This window comes from Paenibacillus sp. Y660, from assembly GCF_057221575.1.
Window position 1 is genome coordinate 1 of sequence record NZ_JBXBBJ010000047.1, and the last position, 18,972, is coordinate 18,972.

Annotated in this window: 20 protein-coding genes, 1 pseudogene and 1 other annotated feature; all 21 genes and pseudogenes read right to left on the reverse strand. The window is 44.0% G+C overall.

The window, feature by feature from the left end; genetic code table 11:
* Positions 1-111 precede the first annotated feature (111 nt).
* Positions 112-396, reverse strand: coding sequence for a hypothetical protein (locus tag AC2TDN_RS25525; RefSeq protein ID WP_484690609.1), 285 nt, complete (start codon positions 394-396; stop codon positions 112-114).
* A gap of 400 nt (positions 397-796) precedes the next feature.
* Entirely contained in the window at positions 797-1,312 is a 516-nt protein-coding gene (locus tag AC2TDN_RS25530) for a hypothetical protein (RefSeq protein ID WP_482067940.1), read from the reverse strand.
* A 167-nt stretch (positions 1,313-1,479) separates the two neighbouring features.
* Positions 1,480-2,022, reverse strand: coding sequence for a GNAT family N-acetyltransferase (locus AC2TDN_RS25535; RefSeq protein WP_482067941.1), 543 nt, complete (start codon positions 2,020-2,022; stop codon positions 1,480-1,482).
* Between the two features lie 209 nt (positions 2,023-2,231).
* Positions 2,232-2,453, reverse strand: coding sequence for a helix-turn-helix domain-containing protein (locus AC2TDN_RS25540; RefSeq protein ID WP_482067942.1), 222 nt, complete (start codon positions 2,451-2,453; stop codon positions 2,232-2,234).
* Between the two features lie 9 nt (positions 2,454-2,462).
* Positions 2,463-2,945: a DUF2975 domain-containing protein gene (locus AC2TDN_RS25545; RefSeq protein ID WP_484690610.1), complete on the reverse strand. Its 483-nt coding sequence runs from the start codon at positions 2,943-2,945 to the stop codon at positions 2,463-2,465.
* A 180-nt stretch (positions 2,946-3,125) separates the two neighbouring features.
* Positions 3,126-3,989 (reverse strand): hypothetical protein, encoded by an 864-nt coding sequence (locus tag AC2TDN_RS25550; RefSeq protein ID WP_484690611.1) that lies wholly within the window; start codon positions 3,987-3,989, stop codon positions 3,126-3,128.
* A 341-nt stretch (positions 3,990-4,330) separates the two neighbouring features.
* Positions 4,331-5,443, reverse strand: coding sequence for a glucose-1-phosphate adenylyltransferase subunit GlgD (gene glgD / locus AC2TDN_RS25555; protein ID WP_484690612.1), 1,113 nt, complete (start codon positions 5,441-5,443; stop codon positions 4,331-4,333).
* A gap of 11 nt (positions 5,444-5,454) precedes the next feature.
* On the reverse strand, positions 5,455-6,603 hold the full coding sequence (locus AC2TDN_RS25560) for a glucose-1-phosphate adenylyltransferase (RefSeq protein WP_482067945.1): 1,149 nt from the start codon (positions 6,601-6,603) through the stop codon (positions 5,455-5,457).
* A 410-nt stretch (positions 6,604-7,013) separates the two neighbouring features.
* Positions 7,014-7,676, reverse strand: a pseudogene (locus AC2TDN_RS25565) (formylglycine-generating enzyme family protein); the annotation flags it as partial.
* Between the two features lie 82 nt (positions 7,677-7,758).
* Positions 7,759-8,160: a chromate transporter gene (locus AC2TDN_RS25570; RefSeq protein WP_484690622.1), complete on the reverse strand. Its 402-nt coding sequence runs from the start codon at positions 8,158-8,160 to the stop codon at positions 7,759-7,761.
* Positions 8,161-8,359: 199 nt separating this feature from the next.
* Positions 8,360-10,447 (reverse strand): methyl-accepting chemotaxis protein, encoded by a 2,088-nt coding sequence (locus tag AC2TDN_RS25575; RefSeq protein WP_484690613.1) that lies wholly within the window; start codon positions 10,445-10,447, stop codon positions 8,360-8,362.
* Positions 10,448-10,576: 129 nt separating this feature from the next.
* Positions 10,577-11,272 (reverse strand): DUF421 domain-containing protein, encoded by a 696-nt coding sequence (locus AC2TDN_RS25580; RefSeq protein ID WP_484690614.1) that lies wholly within the window; start codon positions 11,270-11,272, stop codon positions 10,577-10,579.
* Between the two features lie 231 nt (positions 11,273-11,503).
* Positions 11,504-11,671, reverse strand: coding sequence for a hypothetical protein (locus AC2TDN_RS25585; RefSeq protein ID WP_484690615.1), 168 nt, complete (start codon positions 11,669-11,671; stop codon positions 11,504-11,506).
* Between the two features lie 177 nt (positions 11,672-11,848).
* Positions 11,849-12,211, reverse strand: a complete 363-nt coding sequence (locus tag AC2TDN_RS25590; protein WP_484690616.1) for a DUF423 domain-containing protein — start codon at positions 12,209-12,211, stop codon at positions 11,849-11,851.
* Positions 12,212-12,279: 68 nt separating this feature from the next.
* On the reverse strand, positions 12,280-13,365 hold the full coding sequence (gene asd, locus AC2TDN_RS25595; protein ID WP_484690623.1) for an aspartate-semialdehyde dehydrogenase: 1,086 nt from the start codon (positions 13,363-13,365) through the stop codon (positions 12,280-12,282).
* A gap of 142 nt (positions 13,366-13,507) precedes the next feature.
* Positions 13,508-13,771, reverse strand: a binding site (T-box leader).
* A 229-nt stretch (positions 13,772-14,000) separates the two neighbouring features.
* Positions 14,001-14,558 (reverse strand): LacI family DNA-binding transcriptional regulator, encoded by a 558-nt coding sequence (locus tag AC2TDN_RS25600; protein ID WP_484690624.1) that lies wholly within the window; start codon positions 14,556-14,558, stop codon positions 14,001-14,003.
* Positions 14,480-15,100 carry a GntR family transcriptional regulator gene (locus tag AC2TDN_RS25605; protein ID WP_484690617.1) on the reverse strand — a complete coding sequence of 207 codons (621 nt, stop codon included), beginning with the start codon at positions 15,098-15,100 and terminating at the stop codon, positions 14,480-14,482. Before AC2TDN_RS25605 ends, AC2TDN_RS25600 begins: the two co-directional genes overlap by 79 nt.
* Before the next feature lie 213 nt (positions 15,101-15,313).
* Positions 15,314-15,484, reverse strand: coding sequence for a hypothetical protein (locus AC2TDN_RS25610; RefSeq protein ID WP_484690618.1), 171 nt, complete (start codon positions 15,482-15,484; stop codon positions 15,314-15,316).
* Positions 15,485-15,486: 2 nt separating this feature from the next.
* Positions 15,487-16,842 (reverse strand): dipeptidase, encoded by a 1,356-nt coding sequence (locus AC2TDN_RS25615; RefSeq protein ID WP_484690619.1) that lies wholly within the window; start codon positions 16,840-16,842, stop codon positions 15,487-15,489.
* 104 nt (positions 16,843-16,946) lie between these two features.
* Entirely contained in the window at positions 16,947-17,342 is a 396-nt protein-coding gene (locus AC2TDN_RS25620; RefSeq protein ID WP_484690620.1) for a hypothetical protein, read from the reverse strand.
* Positions 17,343-17,480: 138 nt separating this feature from the next.
* On the reverse strand, positions 17,481-18,728 hold the full coding sequence (locus tag AC2TDN_RS25625; RefSeq protein ID WP_484690621.1) for an ATP-binding protein: 1,248 nt from the start codon (positions 18,726-18,728) through the stop codon (positions 17,481-17,483).
* Positions 18,729-18,972: the final 244 nt, after the last annotated feature.

Below are 18,972 nucleotides of genomic sequence, written 5' to 3' on the forward strand. Positions count from 1 at the left end.
GCAGTAACACGACTTATGGAGGCGTCTTTTCCTTTCCTAGATTAACTTACATGGTCATTATATCGGTCAATGTCTGGACAATCTTAACCGTCAACTGACGGTCATATTAGATTAGCGGAAACATCCTACTTCAAATTCAGTCCCACACATACCATTAAAACCACTAAATACATAACCATCCGAAAGATTGCCTTTCCAGGCCTTCTCCACATTAAAAATATTCCCGCCTTCTTTATCTTTACTAACCAACTTACCTGTGAATATGACGCTAGATCCCTCAAATTTTTGTTCAATGCTTGAATGACCACAACTACATGCGAACACCTTATTAGGGCTTAGTACACTAAAACTAACTATTAAACATGTTATTAATACAAGAGTTAAGATTCTTTTCATTCAAACTGACACCCCTGCTCTGAGCTTTCTTCTAACATTACAATCTCATTTGCTGGTTTAGTTTGTTTCGTCTCCTTTTTTCATTTCTTATTGTATTGAAGGGATTGATGAAGAGTTAATGTCCTCACCATTAAGGATAATTTTTTTTAATGATGACTCTTTTGCCTCTATATAAAATATTTTTTCACTTTTTTTGTTCTGATGGTCTTGGTTTAACATTTATGCTTATCGAGTTACTAGAGTTTGGTTCTATTGAAACAGCGTAGAATAAGAAATAGTTAGTACAATTGATCTATCGTGTCCCGTTAGAATTCCTGCAAAACGAATATTTTGGACATTGCATGAAAAAGAGCGCCTCTGTAATATGGGAGTTGGAAACGGCTCATTAAAAAAGTCTTGCTTAAAATTCCCTCCATTCTTCAGTAACCCTAAAAAGGATGTATTTCTTTTCAATTACCTCGGTAATTATTTCGAAATTTTTTAAATCATCTCGCGGTACATTAACTACCAGTCTGTTATCCTTAGTGGAAATACCAAAATCATTAAACACTAACCCTTTCTTTTGTAAATTAGGTAGTTCTTCGTTAAGACGCTCCATCTGGAGTTCTAGTACATCTTTCGTGAACTGCGCTGAAAAGAATTGAATTTTGTCATCTTTCATTGTCATATTCAATATCATTTGACGAGTTTCTTCACTACCCTCGACCAATCCAATTATAAGTTGGTCAGCACTGTTCTTATACACACCTGCAAATCCAGGAAGCAACTTATCCTTGGCCGCATTCAAAATTATTACTATGTCATCATCAGGTATGTCTATTACACTAGATATATCGACTTCTTCTACATTTTGTAGATGCATACTTGAACAAGAAGTAAGTACTAGTACATACAACAAAACTAATATTTTGTCCATCAATTCTTCCCCTCATACTAGACATCATTTTACCACTTATTTTCCATACCCTTATTTTCAAAGCAAAAATAAAATGAGCAGGCCACCTCAGCGACTGCTCCTCTATGTGTGTTATTCAACTATCGTTTCCCGTTAACGTTATGATTTTTCCACATAATTACTTCGTTTTATATCGTCTTGATTAATTCAATATTAGCAAATGTACTTTCTGAATGCACTTTGTCACCATATATACCGCTTATTCCATTGAAGCCTGCCATTGTCCAGAACCTAATCGCTTGCCAGTTTTTAACAGCAACATTTGCTCTTACATACTTAAATCCTAGATTATTAATCTCTTTGCACAATTGAGCTTCTGTCTCTTTTCCAAACCCTTGTCCTTGTAATTTTGTACTAATAAACATAAAAACAATATAAATAGAATCAAGTGTTGGATATCCGTGGTATACGCTTAAAATCCCTATGATTTCTTTATTTTCGCTGTGCCTTATTGTAAAAATACGATATTTCTCCTTGTCCCCTTCAGGTGGTAAATCCCCAGAATAATAACAGTGTTCAATATGCTTTGGGTCATATTCATTACCATCCCATTGGTTCATATATCGACTACCTGAATATAAATGCTGCACTTCAGCAATTTCATTCTCTAACATTTTGTTGAATTCAAGATTGGAGGATTTCCAAAAGTCTGGAAGTGTTTTAATGATCATACAGGTCACATCCTTTGATAAGTATCTAATTAGATAATAAACTAATTAGATGCTACTGATAAGAAGGAAATGTGACACCAGGCCGTTCAACACTACTACCAGTTAGCTCAACGAGGCTGCCGTTCCATGCCGGCAGCCTCGTTCTGGTGATATGGTACAAAACTAATATCCAATTCCTTTTCTTCACAATGCTATTTATCCCTGCTTTATTATCCTTGGATATCTTCGTCACTTCTGTATTCTAATATATCTCCAGGCTGACATTCTAAAGCCTTACAAATCGCTTCTAAAGTTGATAATCGAATCGCTTTTGCCTTGCCGTTTTTCAATATAGAAAGGTTAGCCATCGTTATTCCAACCCTCTCCGAAAGTTCTGTTACGCTCATTTTCCTTTTAGCCAACATCACATCAATATTGATTATTATCGCCATGTTATCACCTCAGACTATTAAGTCATTTTCTGATTTTATATCAATAGCCACTTTTAAAAGCCTTTGGAGAACAGCAGCAAAAACGGCAATCACCATGGAGGCAAAAATCAGGATCAGTCCGATTACGATGACTCCTGGGGCATCGTCTTTCTCCGCCACGAGATAAAAGAGCGGCATGCCCACCACAAACAAGCTGCTAATTGTGATTGCACAGTATTTTATAATCTTTAAAGCTCGTACTGATAATTCCGAGAAAGCTTCGTTCTTGTCAATATAGCTTAAAAGTTTAAAAGCTTGATACAAAGCAAAGTAAAAAGGTATCGCCGCTGCATAGAAATCAATAAACACGAGATATTTCAGATAAGCATGATCTGGATACAGTTTTGCTGCAAAATTCCCTATCTCCGGCACCAAAAATATGCACAAAGCAAGAACTGGGATTCCAATAAGAATAACAGCTATCTTTAAAAAAAGTGTTGTTCCTCGTTCCATAAAAAGCACCTCACTCATTTATTGTTAAATTGACTTTAACACATGATTTATCGTTTTACAATATATAATTACCGTTTATAATTATATCATTGTTGTTATATGATGGTTTCCTTGGTTCTAGCCTCCAAAATCCACAAAAAAACAGTGACCACTGAGTCACTGTTTTTTCTTCATTCTCGATCAGCCCAACGAGCTTATATCCATACAATTCGCCAGCCGTTCGGCTTCCAAAGGAAAACCGAACGAAACAAGCCGCTCGCAGACCGCCTGGATAACTTCGTAATCACTCACTCCTTGGGCCTGGCAGTCACGGATAAAGCCGAATAACCCTGCTTGCTCCGCAAACGCAATATAAGCATTCAGTTGTTCAACTTCCCGGTAAGGGATTTCCTTCATATGCCACGGGTGAGAAGCTTGTTTCTTCAGACCTTCGACTACAGTGCCTCGAGATACGACCCCTAGGCCATCGGAAGTGGACAGGAGCAGTTCGTTCCATCGCGCTTGCCGCACTTCATGAATATAGGCATAACCATCAGGGATAGGCTGAAAGCCGAATCGTCTCATTGCCAAGTCCCTGACCTCGTTTTTCTGCTGATCCCACTTCTGCCTGTCGAAATATTCACTTGGTTCCTCTTCCCTCTCCCGTTCTCTCAAATAGTCCAAGTAATCTTCCTCAGATTCAAAATTGTTTAGCAGCAGTCCTTCATGATCTGAAAAATGAAGCGCGAAAAAATCGCTTATATTGCTGGCAACTACTCTTGCGCAATTCCCAAAATCCATAGGGTCGACGCAAATGATAGGTGCCACGCTTAAATCCGTCACCGAACCGAAATCCGTCAAGAAGGAAAAATGAATACCGCCCATGCCCGTACCCGCGAACATGATCGCGTCAGCTGGAGAACTTTGATACCCACCGTTTTCATTCGGATCGAATTGCAGATAATAGCCTGTCGGCGTCTCTAAATATGGAACTTGCTGCTTGATCTCCTTCTCCCATGCCATAATCTCATCTAGCAAGGGCGGTATTTGGTAGGAATGTGCCATTATGCTCTATTCTCCTTCAACCAGTCATACTATTTTCCTCTTACGGCAGATATAATACGTCACTTTGCTTCTGAAAGGTCCAGATGTATATCTTGAATAACTACCTCAATTACTTCATCAGTTGTCTCGTTGTATAATCGCTCTGCACCAAGAGAATGGGCTCACCCTTTCATTGAACGCCCTCCCTTCATCCTCACAATTTGATTATACAAAATTCCAGCTAAATTGACTTTCGGCAGAAATAAATTCATAAAAGTTTAATTTGCAAATTTGGGCCGAATGAAAGCATAAAGAAAGAGAGCACCTCACGGGGCACTCTCTTGTTCCTTAACTATCCGTATTTAAATTCTACTCTTCTTGGAAAAAACCGTAGGCGACGTTTCCTCTCCTGACAGCTTATTTCCGCGTGTGACGTATACCTCTTTGTCGAGGATAACGTGATCCAGGCAAGAGTCCTCTTCGATTACGCATTTTTGCATCAGAATGCTGTTTCTGACAACTGCCCCTTTACCAATTCGAACGCCCCGGAACAAAATGCTGTTTTCCACCGTCCCTTCAATAATGCAGCCGTTAGCTACCTGTGAATTCGTTACGACGGCGCTATTTGCATATCTGGCGGGCGGTTCGTCCTTGATCTTCGTGTAGATCACCCCAGGCTGGTAGAAGAGCGATTTCCATACTTCAGGATTTAACAGCTCCTTGCTGTACTTATAATAATTTTGAACGGAATTGATGACGGCCAAATACCCCTTGTACTCATAACCATACACTTTTAGTTCATTTAAATTTCGAATAATGACATGCCGCACCAGATCATAGTAGTTTTGATTCACGCTTTTTTTGACCAGATCCATGAGCAGCTCTTTCTTAATTATGATCATGCGCATGTATGCTTTGTTGCTTCTTTTCGTTTGGCGGTTCTCCATCATGCGTACGACCCGTCCATCGCCCGTTAAATCAAGCGTAATGAGGTTCGAGAAGTCCTCGCTGCCATCGTCCATTTCCTTGTAGATCACAGTAATATCCGCGTTTGTCCTTTTGTGGTTTTCCACCGCCTCGGTATAGTTGATATTGCAGATCATATGACTGCTTGAAACGACAACATATTCTTCCGTGCTGCGGTTAAAATATTCGAGGGAACCGTAAAAATTTTGCAAATCGCCGTTAAAGCCCGGGACATTGGTATTGTTGGGAGGCAATATGAACAAGCCTCGGTATTTTCGATCCAAGTCCCATTCCTTCCCTGAGCCCAAATGGTCGATGATGGAACGGTAATTGTTATGGGCGAGTACCGCCACATTGTTAATCCCCGAATTCACCATATTGGATAAAACAAAGTCTATCAGTCGGTATCTGCCGCCGAAAGGTACCGTGGCAGTAGCCCGTGAATATGTCAGCTCATGCAAGAGCGGCTGGTTGATGCTGAGATTGATGACTCCTAACACATTATTCATCGCATTCACTCCTATATCAATTGAGAAGAGATGACCATATTGTCGCCAATTAAGGTGATTTCCGCCGAATCCTCCGGGCTTCCGATAGATGCGCCATCCTGAATGACGGTACCCGAGCCGATGATCGCCTTATGGATCGTGACGTTCTCCCCGATTTGAGCATCTGGCATAATGACCGAGTCCTTTATCAGGCTTCCTTCACCGATATGTACACCGTAAAATAGGACAGAATGGTCAACCTCCCCAAATACCATACATCCTTCATTCACTAGAGAGCCCGTAACTTTGCCAGTTGAAGCGATATGATGCGGGGGCTTGTTGGGATTTTTTGCATAGATTCGCCACTTCGGGTCATGAAGCGTAAATGGAGGATTTTCCTTGAGCAGGTCCATATGGGCTTCCCACAAACTTTCAACAGTTCCAACATCTTTCCAGTACCCGTTAAAACGGTAGACAAATAGCGCATTACTGCTATCCAGCATTGATGGAATAATGTCTTTGCCGAAGTCATTGCTTGAGGTTGGATCCTCGGCATCAGCAATTAATTTCCTCTTGAGCACATCCCAGGTAAAAATATACACGCCCATAGAAGCAAGGTTATTTTTCGGCAGCTTCGGCTTCTCCTCGAATTCAATAATCCGGTCTTCTTTGTCCACATCCATAATGCCGAATCGACTGGCTTCCTGCAGTGGCACCTCAATTACTGCGATGGTAGCATCGGCTTGCGTTTCCTTGTGCTGTTGCAGCATAAGGGCGTAATCCATTTTGTAAACATGATCGCCGGAAATAACGAGCACATATTCGGGATCATATTGCTCAAGATAGTGGATATTTTGGTATATAGCATGAGCCGTTCCTTTATACCAGCTGCCGCCTCTTTGTTCCATAAAAGGGGGAAGGACGGTGACACCGCCGTTTTTCCGATCCAAATCCCATGAACTGCCTATCCCAATGTAAGCATTCAGTACCATTGGCTGATACTGAGTCAGCACCCCAACGGTATGAATACCTGAATTGCTGCAATTGCTTAAAGGGAAATCGATAATCCGGTACTTACCGCCGAAGGGTACAGCAGGCTTTGCCAACTTAGACGTCAAATGGCTTAGTCTCTTACCCTCACCGCCTGCAAGCAGCATGGCTACACATTCTTTTTTCTGCAATCGGCTCACTCCCCACAATTAAAGATTTCGTCCTTGATTTTAATAGAGAGAATTTTCTGATAATTAAATCCGCGCCTCTCCTTCCGATAATTAAACGTCCGGTATATATGGGAATGTAAGCGTATACATTGTTGTAAAAAATATAATACGCTGTTGATTGAGGGAAGTCAACAGGCGTATATTTTATTTCTATGCGGACCATTTCGCAGCAGCAAGGGCGTACAAAGCGCAAAAAATGCAGAACGTATATTTATGTAGAACACTAGGTTTTAAAGTCGTCTTTGCCCCTCTAACAAAGGTAGAATTCGCTCGCAATGACTCGTTTACTAGCGAAATCGCATTTATTGTTTAATATCGTACCCAGTAACTCATAAGGTCGAGGAAGCATGGAATTTTTTAAGGTGAATCGCCTATCTTACTTCACCAATACTCGCGGCTACACGAAACCCGCCGTTTCCCGTTGAGCTGTCCGGTGTATTTGAGCTCCTAGCCGCTACCCGATAACGGTTGCAATAGGAACGGTGGCATAAATAGGACCCGCCTCTCATGGAACGTTTACCAGAGGGCTGCTCGAATTTCGGATCACTGGACGATGTAAGTCTATGATAGCCGGGGCTGAACCAATCCGCGCACCACTCCCATACGTTTCCTGACATATTATAAAGGCCATAGCCATTCGCCTCGAAGGCGTGAACCGGCGCGGTTCCAATGAAACCGTCGCTTGCATTGTTTTTGACCGGAAATTTGCCCTGCCAAATGTTGCACATATGCTTGCCGTCTACTTTCAGCAGATCTCCCCAAGGATACGTTTTTTGCGATAGGCCGCCCCTCGCTGCAAACTCCCATTCCGCTTCTGTAGGCAGCCTCGTACCCGACCATTGACAGAATGCCTCGGCATCCCGCCAGGAAATATGGACAACGGGATGGTCCATTCGATCCGTTACGCAGGAATCCGGACCTTCCGGCTTCGCCCAGTAAGCACCCTCCACCACTAGCCACCAAGGAACCTGCTGAGGGACATCCCTAACACGCTCCTTGGTTGCCTCGGATGCCAGCAAATGAAACACGTACGAATTAGATCCCATATAGAACTCGCCGCCGTCTAGCGGCACTTGCTCCCTTTCCGCTATATTCCTCCCGTTACGATGACTTGCACTATCCATACAAAGCAATGCCTACTAATCCTAATACAATAATAACGGAAACGGGATGCTTGCGAAAAAAAAGAAAAGCAGAAAGCGATCCCGCAAAAATAACAATCTGGCTGAAGGTAAACCAGGACATCAAAGACAGCATCCCGTTATTAATCGCAAACATAATGGCCGTATATATGATCAACCCGGCAATGATCGACCGCAAGCCATTGAAGGAGGCTTTCACCCTATCATTTTTATGAATTTTATAGATAAGACTGCCTACACCAATAATAATAATGATGGACGGCAGAACTGTTCCCAGCATAGCAATAAGGGCTCCAAGCAAGCCCTTCTCATTATAACCAATCATAATAGCCATATGGTGGCAATCGGGCCCGGCGATAACAATGAGCGCTGGAATAAGCGAAAAAGCCTGTGGAAAGTAAGGTTAAGGAGCGAATGACAGGAGCTCCATGGTTCTCAGCTAACTGGATAAAAAATTGCATATAGTTAGGAACAAGTTAACGAGCAGAATCGGGAGGTCCCCATACTGTGCGAACACTTTTGGGACAGCCCCTCCCGTTCATCAGGTTCATGGGCAAATCGAAAGCATGAGCGCATTACATCCTAAAATGACTAAGCTGCTCTCTGGAGATATTCGTCATATGGAGTAACTCATCCGCAGACTCTAATAACGTTTTCATCATCCGTGCCTGGGTAGTTACCGATTCAGATGCGTAATTGGTATTCTCTGCTGATTGCTTGGCAATATCAGCTACTTCATGGACGGATGCGGTGACCTGCTCTGAGCTTGCTGAGATTTGCTCCGTTAAATTCGTTACCTGCTGCACACGATCTACTAATTTCTGAGATGACGCTAAAATTTTAGAGAATATGTCGTTTGCGCCATTAATCGTTTCGATTCCTTTATCCACCTCTATCTTCTCGTCATTCATCGATTCGCCTAACCTATTAATTTTATTCGTAATCGCCACTAATTTTTCAGATATATCATCTGTAGACAGCTTCGATTGACTGGCCAGCTTTTGAATTTCTGAAGCGACTACTGCAAAGCCTCTCCCGTGTTCCCCGGCACGCGCAGCCTCGATGGAAGCGTTAAGCGCGAGGATGTTCGTTTGAGCTGAGATTTTTGCTATTATGGCAACCATGCCTTGCACCTGTTCGGATTGGCTTGTTAGGAATTCTACTAATTCACTAGAGCTTATAACGGAATGATTAATTTTGTTCATCTGGTTAAAAGCATCTTCAATCGCAAGCTGGCCCTGAATAGCTTGTTGATGCGAATGAGCCGATTCATTAAGAACGTCTTGGGCAGATTCAACTATGCGCTGTATATTAATCGCAATTTCATTCATGGCTGTCGAGCTTTCTTCCGAATTGACGAATTGTGTTTGCGTTCCGCTGCTTAGCTCGACCATCTTATTATTGATATTATCCATCTCTGCTACCGATTGCGTGATCGCCTTCGTTAATTCGGATGAGGATAGAGAAACCTTACTGCTCGCAGCTTTACTTGCGCTGATCATATTTCTAAACTCATGAATAACCGTATTGATAGGCTTAATGATGTCCCCAACTTCATCGTTCGTATAGGGAACAAGTCGATTGGTTAAGTCGCCTTGGCTAACTTGAATGAGAGACGTATTGATGTACGTAATCGACTTCTTGACGGAAATATAAAAGCCTATAAATATGTATAATAAAATGATAAATCCAATAATAACGGCAATATTAAATAGCATTGCTTTATTTTCATAGGCATCTACTCTATTCTTGATTAATCCATCCAATAACGTTAACTCCAAATGATATAGCTCTGCATTATTTTGAATAAACGCTGTGGCTATTTGAAAATAATCACTCGCCGGAAGCTCCAGTGCTGCTGCACTCAGCAGCTCTTTATTAACGAGCTCAGTGAATTTGTCTCTTTCCTCCTCGAGCTTTATTCTAGATGCTTCAAGCTCCGTACTTAAAGAAGGATTTTGCTCGATGACCGATTTGATCCCGTTGCTAATATCATTCGTGGAATAACTCAGCAGCGAAATCAAAGACAATAGCTGATCACGCTGCTCCTGCGTCATGGACTTAACCATCAAGTATTCAGCCCCTGAATCACGGATTTGCGCCAGCTTTTCCGTTGCAAAAGGGATTTTATTAATGATTCCGTCCATCAAATAGTAGCTGTCCAGATCGGGATCAAGAATTAAATTCGAGGAGTCCCCAACCTTCGCAATGAGCTTGATGCCTCGGTCTATTAAGCTGGTATAGCTGTCCAAACCATCGGTTGCGCTGATCTTTTGCCAATCCCCGTATATTTCACGCATAGCGCCTTCAACCTTTAAGTCTTTTCCCAGCTTGTCCACTACTGCAAAAGCCTGTTGAAAGGCTTGTTCAATTTCAGCATTGTTTTTGTCGATCTGTTCTTTTACAGAAACGTCATTGTTGGATGAATAGATATGATACAGCCCTCGGCCATGCTGCATATTCGTGATGACCATTTGCAATGGAGCAATATATTCTACGCCTATTCTCTCTTTCGCATTAAATGAAATCAGATCGCTGGATTGTCCTTGATACATATATGACATCACTACCATTGGAATAAAAATCAACAAACCGATAACGATAAATTTATATACATACCTCAACCTTCGAATCAATTGCTCAGACAACCAAAATAAATTCATACAACACTTCCTTCTACGGGTGGTGGATTCTCTCTTTATTCGCATTTGTTCAAACAATATTTCTACAAATTTCGATAAAATCCTTTTTATGGTTAAAAAAATCCGGTTCTTCTGCAAGGCTTGCCTTGCCTAACGAACCAGATGCACCTGCACCGTTAGCTTGCTGTCTACTGTTGCTAAGATAATGTTTTTTAGTGCGAGAGGTTGTATTTCCGTCTCCAGCCATGCCTGGTCCTTGCCGATCTCGCGCAGCAGCGCATGCTCCATGTGTCCATCGGTAATGATCGGTTTGGTCAGGTTGAAGGGCTGCGTGGGCAGCTTCAGGTCCGCCGGAGTTATGGGCTGATAAGCCGTATTTACGAAGACGGATAACGTGCCGCCTGGCTCCCACGCTGCAAAGGCAACCTTCGAGATATCCTCTACATTCGATTTTCGCAGCTCTACGTACAAAAACTCAATAGGCAGCTTCGCTTTCGAGAGGTTCTGGTAGTCAAGCTTTCCATCCTGAATAAGCGTAATCGCTGGCGGGTCAAAAAATTGTTTGAGCAGCGGGATCTTTAGGCTAAACCAAATCGCAGCTATGTACAAGACAACAAGTGAAACAGTCGTAATCATCGAGCCTTTTAGCCCAAGATGCTCGTCGGAGAGCGGATGAGCAATAATATTGCCAAGCGTCAGAGCGATAATGAAATCAAGAAACCTAAGCTGCGATATGGAGCGCTGGCCCATCATTTTGGCAGCAAATAGAAGAAATAAAAACCCGACTATACTGCGCAAAATCCACCCCATTGTCGTCAAAGACTCTTGGCTTTTGAAAAAATCCATAAGTGCGATCCCTCCGATACCCTCTTTTCCAGCTTTTAGGTTCCCCCATCTCTACCCAAACCATACTACTACGCGATGGCATTCGAGAAAGCGCTTGGCGAATACCAGAGCAGCTAGGAGCATGGCTAGAATTTAATGTTCGTTATTCCTATTTTGGATGGGCCTAATGCCGCCATTTTAATACATGTTCCCCGCTGCTTTGCAAAAGCTTTGTGATATATACAATACCGGTCAGGCATATTCGCTGCCAGCAAGATGCAAGCATAAATTCCCGATACTATTCATTTCTTCTTTGGACTTGTTCCAAATATCCTCCTCAGACAAGCGATTGATAGCTGTTTCAATAATGGATAGCTGGGTGTCTAATGATGCCAAGCTTTCTTTAATCAATTCGTTCATAACGGCCTCCCATGATAAAAAAATATGTATATTTATACATATGACTGTATATTTATATATCATATTTTTTCACTCTTGGGTAGTCTAGTCAAAAATCCCCAACCTCATGAGGTTGGGGATTTCCATGCTGGAGATAAGACATGTCGAACCTCCAGCCAGTATTAAAAATTATAAATCCTAAAGAACACCCGCAGCGACCAGCACCCAGCCAATCATAAAGGAAAGTCCTCCCAGCGGTGTAATCGGACCAAGAAACCTGGCTTTTGCAACACTTAGCACGTAAAGGCTTCCCGAGAACAATATAATTCCCGCTGCCAAAAACCAACCTCCCGTAACGATAATCTGAGCATCCGGATATTGGCCTGCGAGCAGTCCGATCAGAATCAAACCTAATGCATGTGCGATGTGGTACTGCACGCCTACCTCATATACCTTCAGCTTATCCGGCGCTAATTTACTCTTTAGCATATGTGCACCGAACGCACCAATAGCGACCGCGAGCACCATCAATATACTACCGAGCATAACAAATGTTTGCATATGAATCTCTCACCTCTTTTTTCATTTTGTGCTGCTCAGTTTAGCTTATCGGATGATTGAGGAGGCTTCTACTTTGCCTGAATGTACCCTTCCGCTTTAAGCAGTTCGGCAATCAGAACGGCACCGCCCGCCGCTCCACGCAATGTATTATGCGATAGTCCTACAAATTTATAATCGAATAGTGAATCCGCACGCAATCTACCCGCCGAAACGCCCATGCCGTGCTCAATGTCACGATCGAGCCTAGTCTGCGGTCTGTTCTCTTCTTCAAAATAAGTAATAAACTGCTTTGGAGCGCTTGGCAGGTTAAGCTCCTGCGGCCGGCCTTTGAATTGCAGCCAGCGATCGAGAATTTCTTCTTTCGAAGGATTTTTCTCGAACGATACAAATACGGTAGCCAAATGTCCATCCAATACCGGAACGCGAATGCACTGCGTTGTAATCAACGGCGCACTTGCTTTAATGATTTCATTATTTTCAATGCTGCCCCAAATGCGCAGCGGCTCCTGCTCGCTTTTCTCTTCCTCGCCGCCAATATAAGGGATAACATTATCGAGCATTTCCGGCCAGTCGGTAAAGTTTTTGCCTGCGCCAGATATCGCTTGATACGTCGATGCCACCACATTTGTTGGTTTGTAGTCAAGCAAGGCATGAAGTGCCGGCACATAGCTTTGAATAGAGCAGTTAGGCTTAACCGCAATAAATCCGGTAGAGGTTCCAAGCCGCTTTCTTTGCGCAGCGATCACATCCATATGCCCTGGGTTGATTTCCGGGATGACCATTGGGATATCAGGCGTCCAGCGGTGAGCCGAATTGTTGGAAACAACAGGCGTGCCCGTCTTAGCATAAGCCTCTTCCAAGGCTTGAATTTCACCTTTTTTCATATCCACTGCACAAAAAATAAAATCGACCTGAGCGGCAAACGCCTCTACTTTCGAAGCATCCTGAACGACGATGCTTTTCACTTTTTCCGGAACCGAGCTAGACAGCTTCCATCTGCCTTGCACAGATTCTTCATACGTTTTACCTGCCGAATTTGCGCTTGCCGCAATAGCCGCTACCTCAAACCAAGGATGCTGGTCGAGCAGCTCTACAAACCGCTGGCCCACCATGCCTGTTCCGCCTACAATACCAACTTTTAATTTTGCCGTCATATGATATTCCATTCCTTTCAATGTCGGATGATCTTCCTAAATAATTATTCATACCGTCTGATTTGGTGTGCATGATGTTAAAAATAAGCTGCAATCCTTTTGTCCCAATAAAAAAAATCCCACCCCCAAGACTAAAATCAGTCTCAGGGACGAGATTTGTATACTCGTGGTACCACCCCAAATTCGCCAATATGTCGCCATATTAGCCTCTTCAAGTACGGCATTACCAGGTAATGCTTATACTCTAGCTCTATAACAGGAGCTCCTGTCACACCATCCCCCTTTATCTTGGGCTCCGATGTGCTGCTCAGAGTCTTTTTTCAATAAGGAATTCTTACTCCTTTTCAGCTAACGGAGCTCTCTGTGAAAGAATTCTTTTATTTACTCATCTCTTCATCGCATTTGAATGTTGGAATTATATTATCAAATAACTTTTGTGAGGTAAACAAAAAGTTTGAAAATTAGAAAACATTACACATTTGGACATAACCTGCCTCGTTCAAAATCAACAGATTGTTGCCGCCAAGCAACGGTAGAGCGTGAAAAACTGCACCTCAAAAAAACCTGACCGCGACGGGTTAATTACACCCTCTCGCAGCCAGGAATGGCCGTGATGCCGATTTTTCTTAGCATCCTTATTTGGGAGCCGGTCCCGTCGTCCCTCGCTCCACCAGCTTAACGGGTACAAGCACCCGTCCGGGCGTCTGCCTTCCCCGCTCCAGCCAAAGCACAACGATCTCGGCTGCTCTGCGTCCGATCTCGTAGAATTGCTGCTCGACCGTCGTAAGCGGAATGATAACATGCTCCGTAACGGGATTGTTGTCGAAGCCGATAATTGAGAAGTCCTCCGGAATGCGAATGCCGCGGTCCAGACAAAGGTTCAGCAGATTGGCGGCGATCAGATCGTTCTCTGTCTGAACAGCAGTAACCCCCTCGTTCTGATACGAATCCAGCAGCTCCTTATAAAACCGCTCTACGCCGATCTCTTCCCTGTATCCCTTCATGTTCAGCCGGATATACCGGCTGTCGATCGGGAGCCCGTGATCCTTAAGCGCTTTGCAGTACCCGAAGTAACGATCGCGTACCGATGAGGTCGATTCGATGCTGACGGCGGTCAAAAAGGCGATTTTCCGGTGCCCCAGCTCGATGAGACGGGATACTGCCCGATAGGAGCCATCAAGATTGTCCGACACGACTGCCCCGAGCGGCAGACTGTCGTAATATTTGTCAATCGCCACGATCGGTAATTCTCCAAGCATAACCGGTGAAGAATATCGTAATTCGTTTGATCATTTCTCGGATATAGAATAATGCCCGAAATGCCGTCGCGGGTCAGCATCTCGAGCAAATCCCGCTCCTTCTGTGAATCATAGTCGCTCTGGTGAAGGCTCAAATAATAGCCGTTGGCGTTCAACCAGTCCGAAGTGCCGCGAATATAGCCCATTGTCCCGCGGTCATCCTCCGATGGAAGAATGAGCGATACCTTCTTCCCCGCCGCGCTCTCCCGTTTCTCAGCCTGCGCTCTGCTTCTCGACTTAACGAAGCTGCCGCTGCCCTTAATTCGGTATATATACCCGTCCCGCTCCAGCTCCTCTAACGCTCGTCGAGTCGTAATCCGGCTCACGCCATACCGGGAGCTCAGCTCCGCTTCCGTCGGCAGTTGAGCCTCCGGGGGGTAGTCGCCGGAAGAAATTTGCGCCTTAAGCTCATCGGCCACGAATCCAGGCGCGTTCAATAAGATATAAACCTAAAAACGCAACTAGCTCGCCATTTTCGTAATATAGAAAGTCTAGCTGAGTAGAATCTCGTTTTTTCAGCATTTCCCAGTTTTCAATTGTAATTGATCGTAACTTTCGCAATCCTTTTGCAGTTGTTCAATATCTCGTAATTGCTGCGCGGTTAACATAGTTGCCTCCTTTATCCCTTTAGCTATGTCGCTGAGCAGGTCTTATTCGCCTTTCCGGCCAGCTTGCTCCACGATTACGTCAAAATGTGTTTGGCTTCTCCGTGGAGTCTCGGTTAAACCATAATACTCCATTAATCTATTCCTGGTCTCTTCGTTAGCCAGCCTGATGGTCAAAAAAAAAATCGCGAAGCCGGCCTCTTCGCGATTTTTCATACCTATAACCGCTTCAGAAACGATACGATCGTCAGAAGACCCTTGTCGAAATTGCACAGATGAAAATGTTCGTTCGGCGCATGCAGATTCTCGTCCGGAAGACCAAAGCCCATCATAACGACAGGAGCCGCCAGTTCGCGGGAGAAGGTTGCGACGATCGGAATCGATCCTCCATCTTTCGTGAACAGCGCTCGCGTGCCGTAGACGTCTTCGTAAGCATCCGCAGCCAACTGCAGCATCCGGTCGGAAGGATCGATGTTGAAAGCGCTGCCCTTCTCGCCGTCTTTGACTTGCAGCTTCGTGCCGGGCTGAACATGCTTCTGCAAATGCCGTTTGATCTTGTCCAGAATGTCCTGCGGGTCCTGGTCTCCAACTAGGCGGCAGGTGATCTTGGCATGCGCCTCCTTCGGAATGACCGTCTTCGTGCCTTCACCCTGAAATCCGCCGTAAACGCCGTTCAGTTCAAGCGTCGGCCTCGCTCCGACGCGTTCCACAAAGGAGAAGCCTTCCTCGCCGTACAACGCGTCAAGACCAAGACCTGCCTTCAATTGATCTTCATCCAGCATCTGCTTGGCGAACTCTTCTCTCATGAGCGGCGAAAGCTCCGGCACGCCTTCATAGAATCCGTCGACGCTTACGCGGCCCCGATCATCGTGCAAAGTTGCAAGCAATGAGACGAGGGCATGAAGCGCGTTCGGAACGCCCCCGCCGTATGTTCCGGAGTGCAAATCGGTATTCGCGGTGTTCACGGTGACCTCAAGCGAACACAATCCCCGAAGTCCCGTGCTGATGGCGGGCTTGCCCGGCTCAAGCAGCGATGTGTCCGAAATCAGGACGACGTCAGTGGCCAGCTTGTCCCGATTCGTCGTCAAGAAAGGGGGAAGGCTCCGGCTGGAAACCTCTTCTTCGCCTTCGATGCACAGCTTAATATTGACCGGAAGCCGCTCTTCCTGCTTCAATATGGCTTCTATCGCTTTGATGTGCAGAAACACCTGGCCTTTATCGTCCGTCGCGCCACGCGCGTACAACTTGCCGTCCCGAATGTCCGGCTCGAAGGGAGGCGTCGTCCACAAATGCAGCGGATCGACTGGCTGCACGTCGTAATGGCCGTAAACAAGTACGGTAGGCTTTCCGGGAGCATGAAGATGATCGGCATACACGATCGGATGGCCGTCGGTTTGATGCACTTCCACGTTCTCGAGGCCCGCGCGGCTGAGTGCGTCCGCAAGCCAATCGGCTGCTTTGTTCATATCCGCTTTATGCGCGGAAAGGGCAGATATGCTCGGGATGGACAACCATTGCTTCAGCTCGTCCAACTGCTGCTCCCTTAAATCTTGAAAATAGGTATCATAACTCATCAGTGATTTCATCCTCTCTTTCAATTTATATCCATATCATATACCTCCGCCAAGCAAAGATGTCAGAGACTCGGCGTGGATTGTTGGCGTGAAATGAAATAAGATCATTTAGAAGCATATTGGTGCGTATGTTGAATTTCTTTATTGATTCCAAGAGATTCAACAAATCGTTTTTTCTCATCAAGAATATCTAATTCAGGTTCATTTAAATCTTGCTTTAGGTATTCAGGAGGTGGCGGATATTTATTTTCGTCATTGTTGTAGTATTCTCCATCATCTCCTTGAACCCGAGCATCTATTCTATTTGCAATTTCAATCATAAGTCCAATTACCCTTCCGTCAGCACGACTTAACATAAGCCTACCATCTTGATATTGAAAAGGTACTCCCTTGAATGTGTCTAAGAGATCAGAAACCTTCTCTAGGTCTTCATCTGTTATAGGATTTTTTTCACTATATATCCAATGCTCTGCCTTAGTAATATGGAGATCATAACTCATATAATCACTTCCTCAGAATTTAGTGTATTTGTAAAATTCTATTGTTGAGCAATTACGGTTGGCAAAAAAAGCTGCCGACCATGCCGACAGCCTCTTCCCGGCAAACAAAATGCGTAATACAGAGCAGCCGTGGCACCATTAAGCCTTCGGAAGCCTCGCCACGACCTCTGTTCCAACATTTCGTTCACTGAACACCTTTAATTTTCCCTTAAAGGATTTAATAATCTGGAAGCAAACCATCATACCTAATCCAGTGCCATTTTCCTTCAAGGAATAATAGGGAGAACCGAGTCGTTCTACTTCCTCCTCCGACATCCCTATTCCATCATCTTTCACGCGTATTTCGACCTGTGAACCATCCACGGATATACAAGTAGCCCAAATCGTCCCTCTAACAGGCATCGATTCAATTGCGTTTTTCATAATATTGATCAGGAACTGGCTCATTTTTTGCGCATTTCCGTAAACAAAACAGTCATTCTCAATGTTGGTTTGAATCGTGACATTTCTGCTCAGCGCATAGTTCTGCATCAGAGTCACAGCTCGTCTTAGCTGATCGCCAACGTCCACGTTCTCATTACCTTCCGAGACCGGCTTCCCCAAGTTCAAAAAATTGTGAATAATATTGTTTGCATGATCCAATTCTTCAATAGACAGCTTAATATACTGTTTCTTCTTATCAGGCAGATCGGGTGTATCGAGCAGTTGAAGAAAGCCGCGGGCTACCTGCATGGGATTACGGATTTCATGGGCAAATACACCGGTTAAGTTTCCAATCAACCGCAGCCTTTCCGCATTTTGAAGTTCTTTACGCATCGTATGGATCTCTGCCATGTTCTCATTTAAAACGGTCATCAACCACGCTAAACCAGCGGCACATCCGAAGTGAAAAAACTGTATGGTTAGACTCTCTGTTGTAACGCCCCTCAGTATCGCGACGAATGCAGCACCCACGAAGCAATAATACGACGAAAGCATGACTGCCATTTTAATTCGCTTGTCTTTTGAAACACTTACAAATGTCTTCTGAAAATAAAGGATAACAGAATATCCAAAGATGATGCTTAGCAGTGTGCTGTAAAAGCCTGCATCTGCGCCTAAATATAAACGATATAGAATGATCAATACGGATAAAAATACACCAATCCTTCTACCACAATACAATGTACCGATTAGCAAGGGAACGATTCTGAAGTCATGATGCAAGCCGTTTCCGTAGCTTATTGGAAATGACATACATAGTAAAATGGAGCTCCCCCAAAGCATAGCTAGAAAAAGATTAATATTTTTTCTGATTCGAATATGGCTTAACAAATAAGCTTGATAAATGCCAACAGGCACAACGACTAATGATAACTGCAGCAAGAAGTCTTTTATAATGCTCAAACGCCGCCACCTTACCGTCCATTTGTATGACGTGGACATGCACCTTTTATCTAACACAACAGCCAATAATTAGTTAAATAAATTGTACAATGAACATGAAGAAATTAACAAGATACCGAAATGAACCTGAATTTCGAAAGTCCATAGTAATGAGCCTTAATACACGATGTCATAGGGGACTACTTCCAAAAATGTAAGTGGAAATGATGAATCGGCAGGTATTGCTAGATTTTAGCATACACCA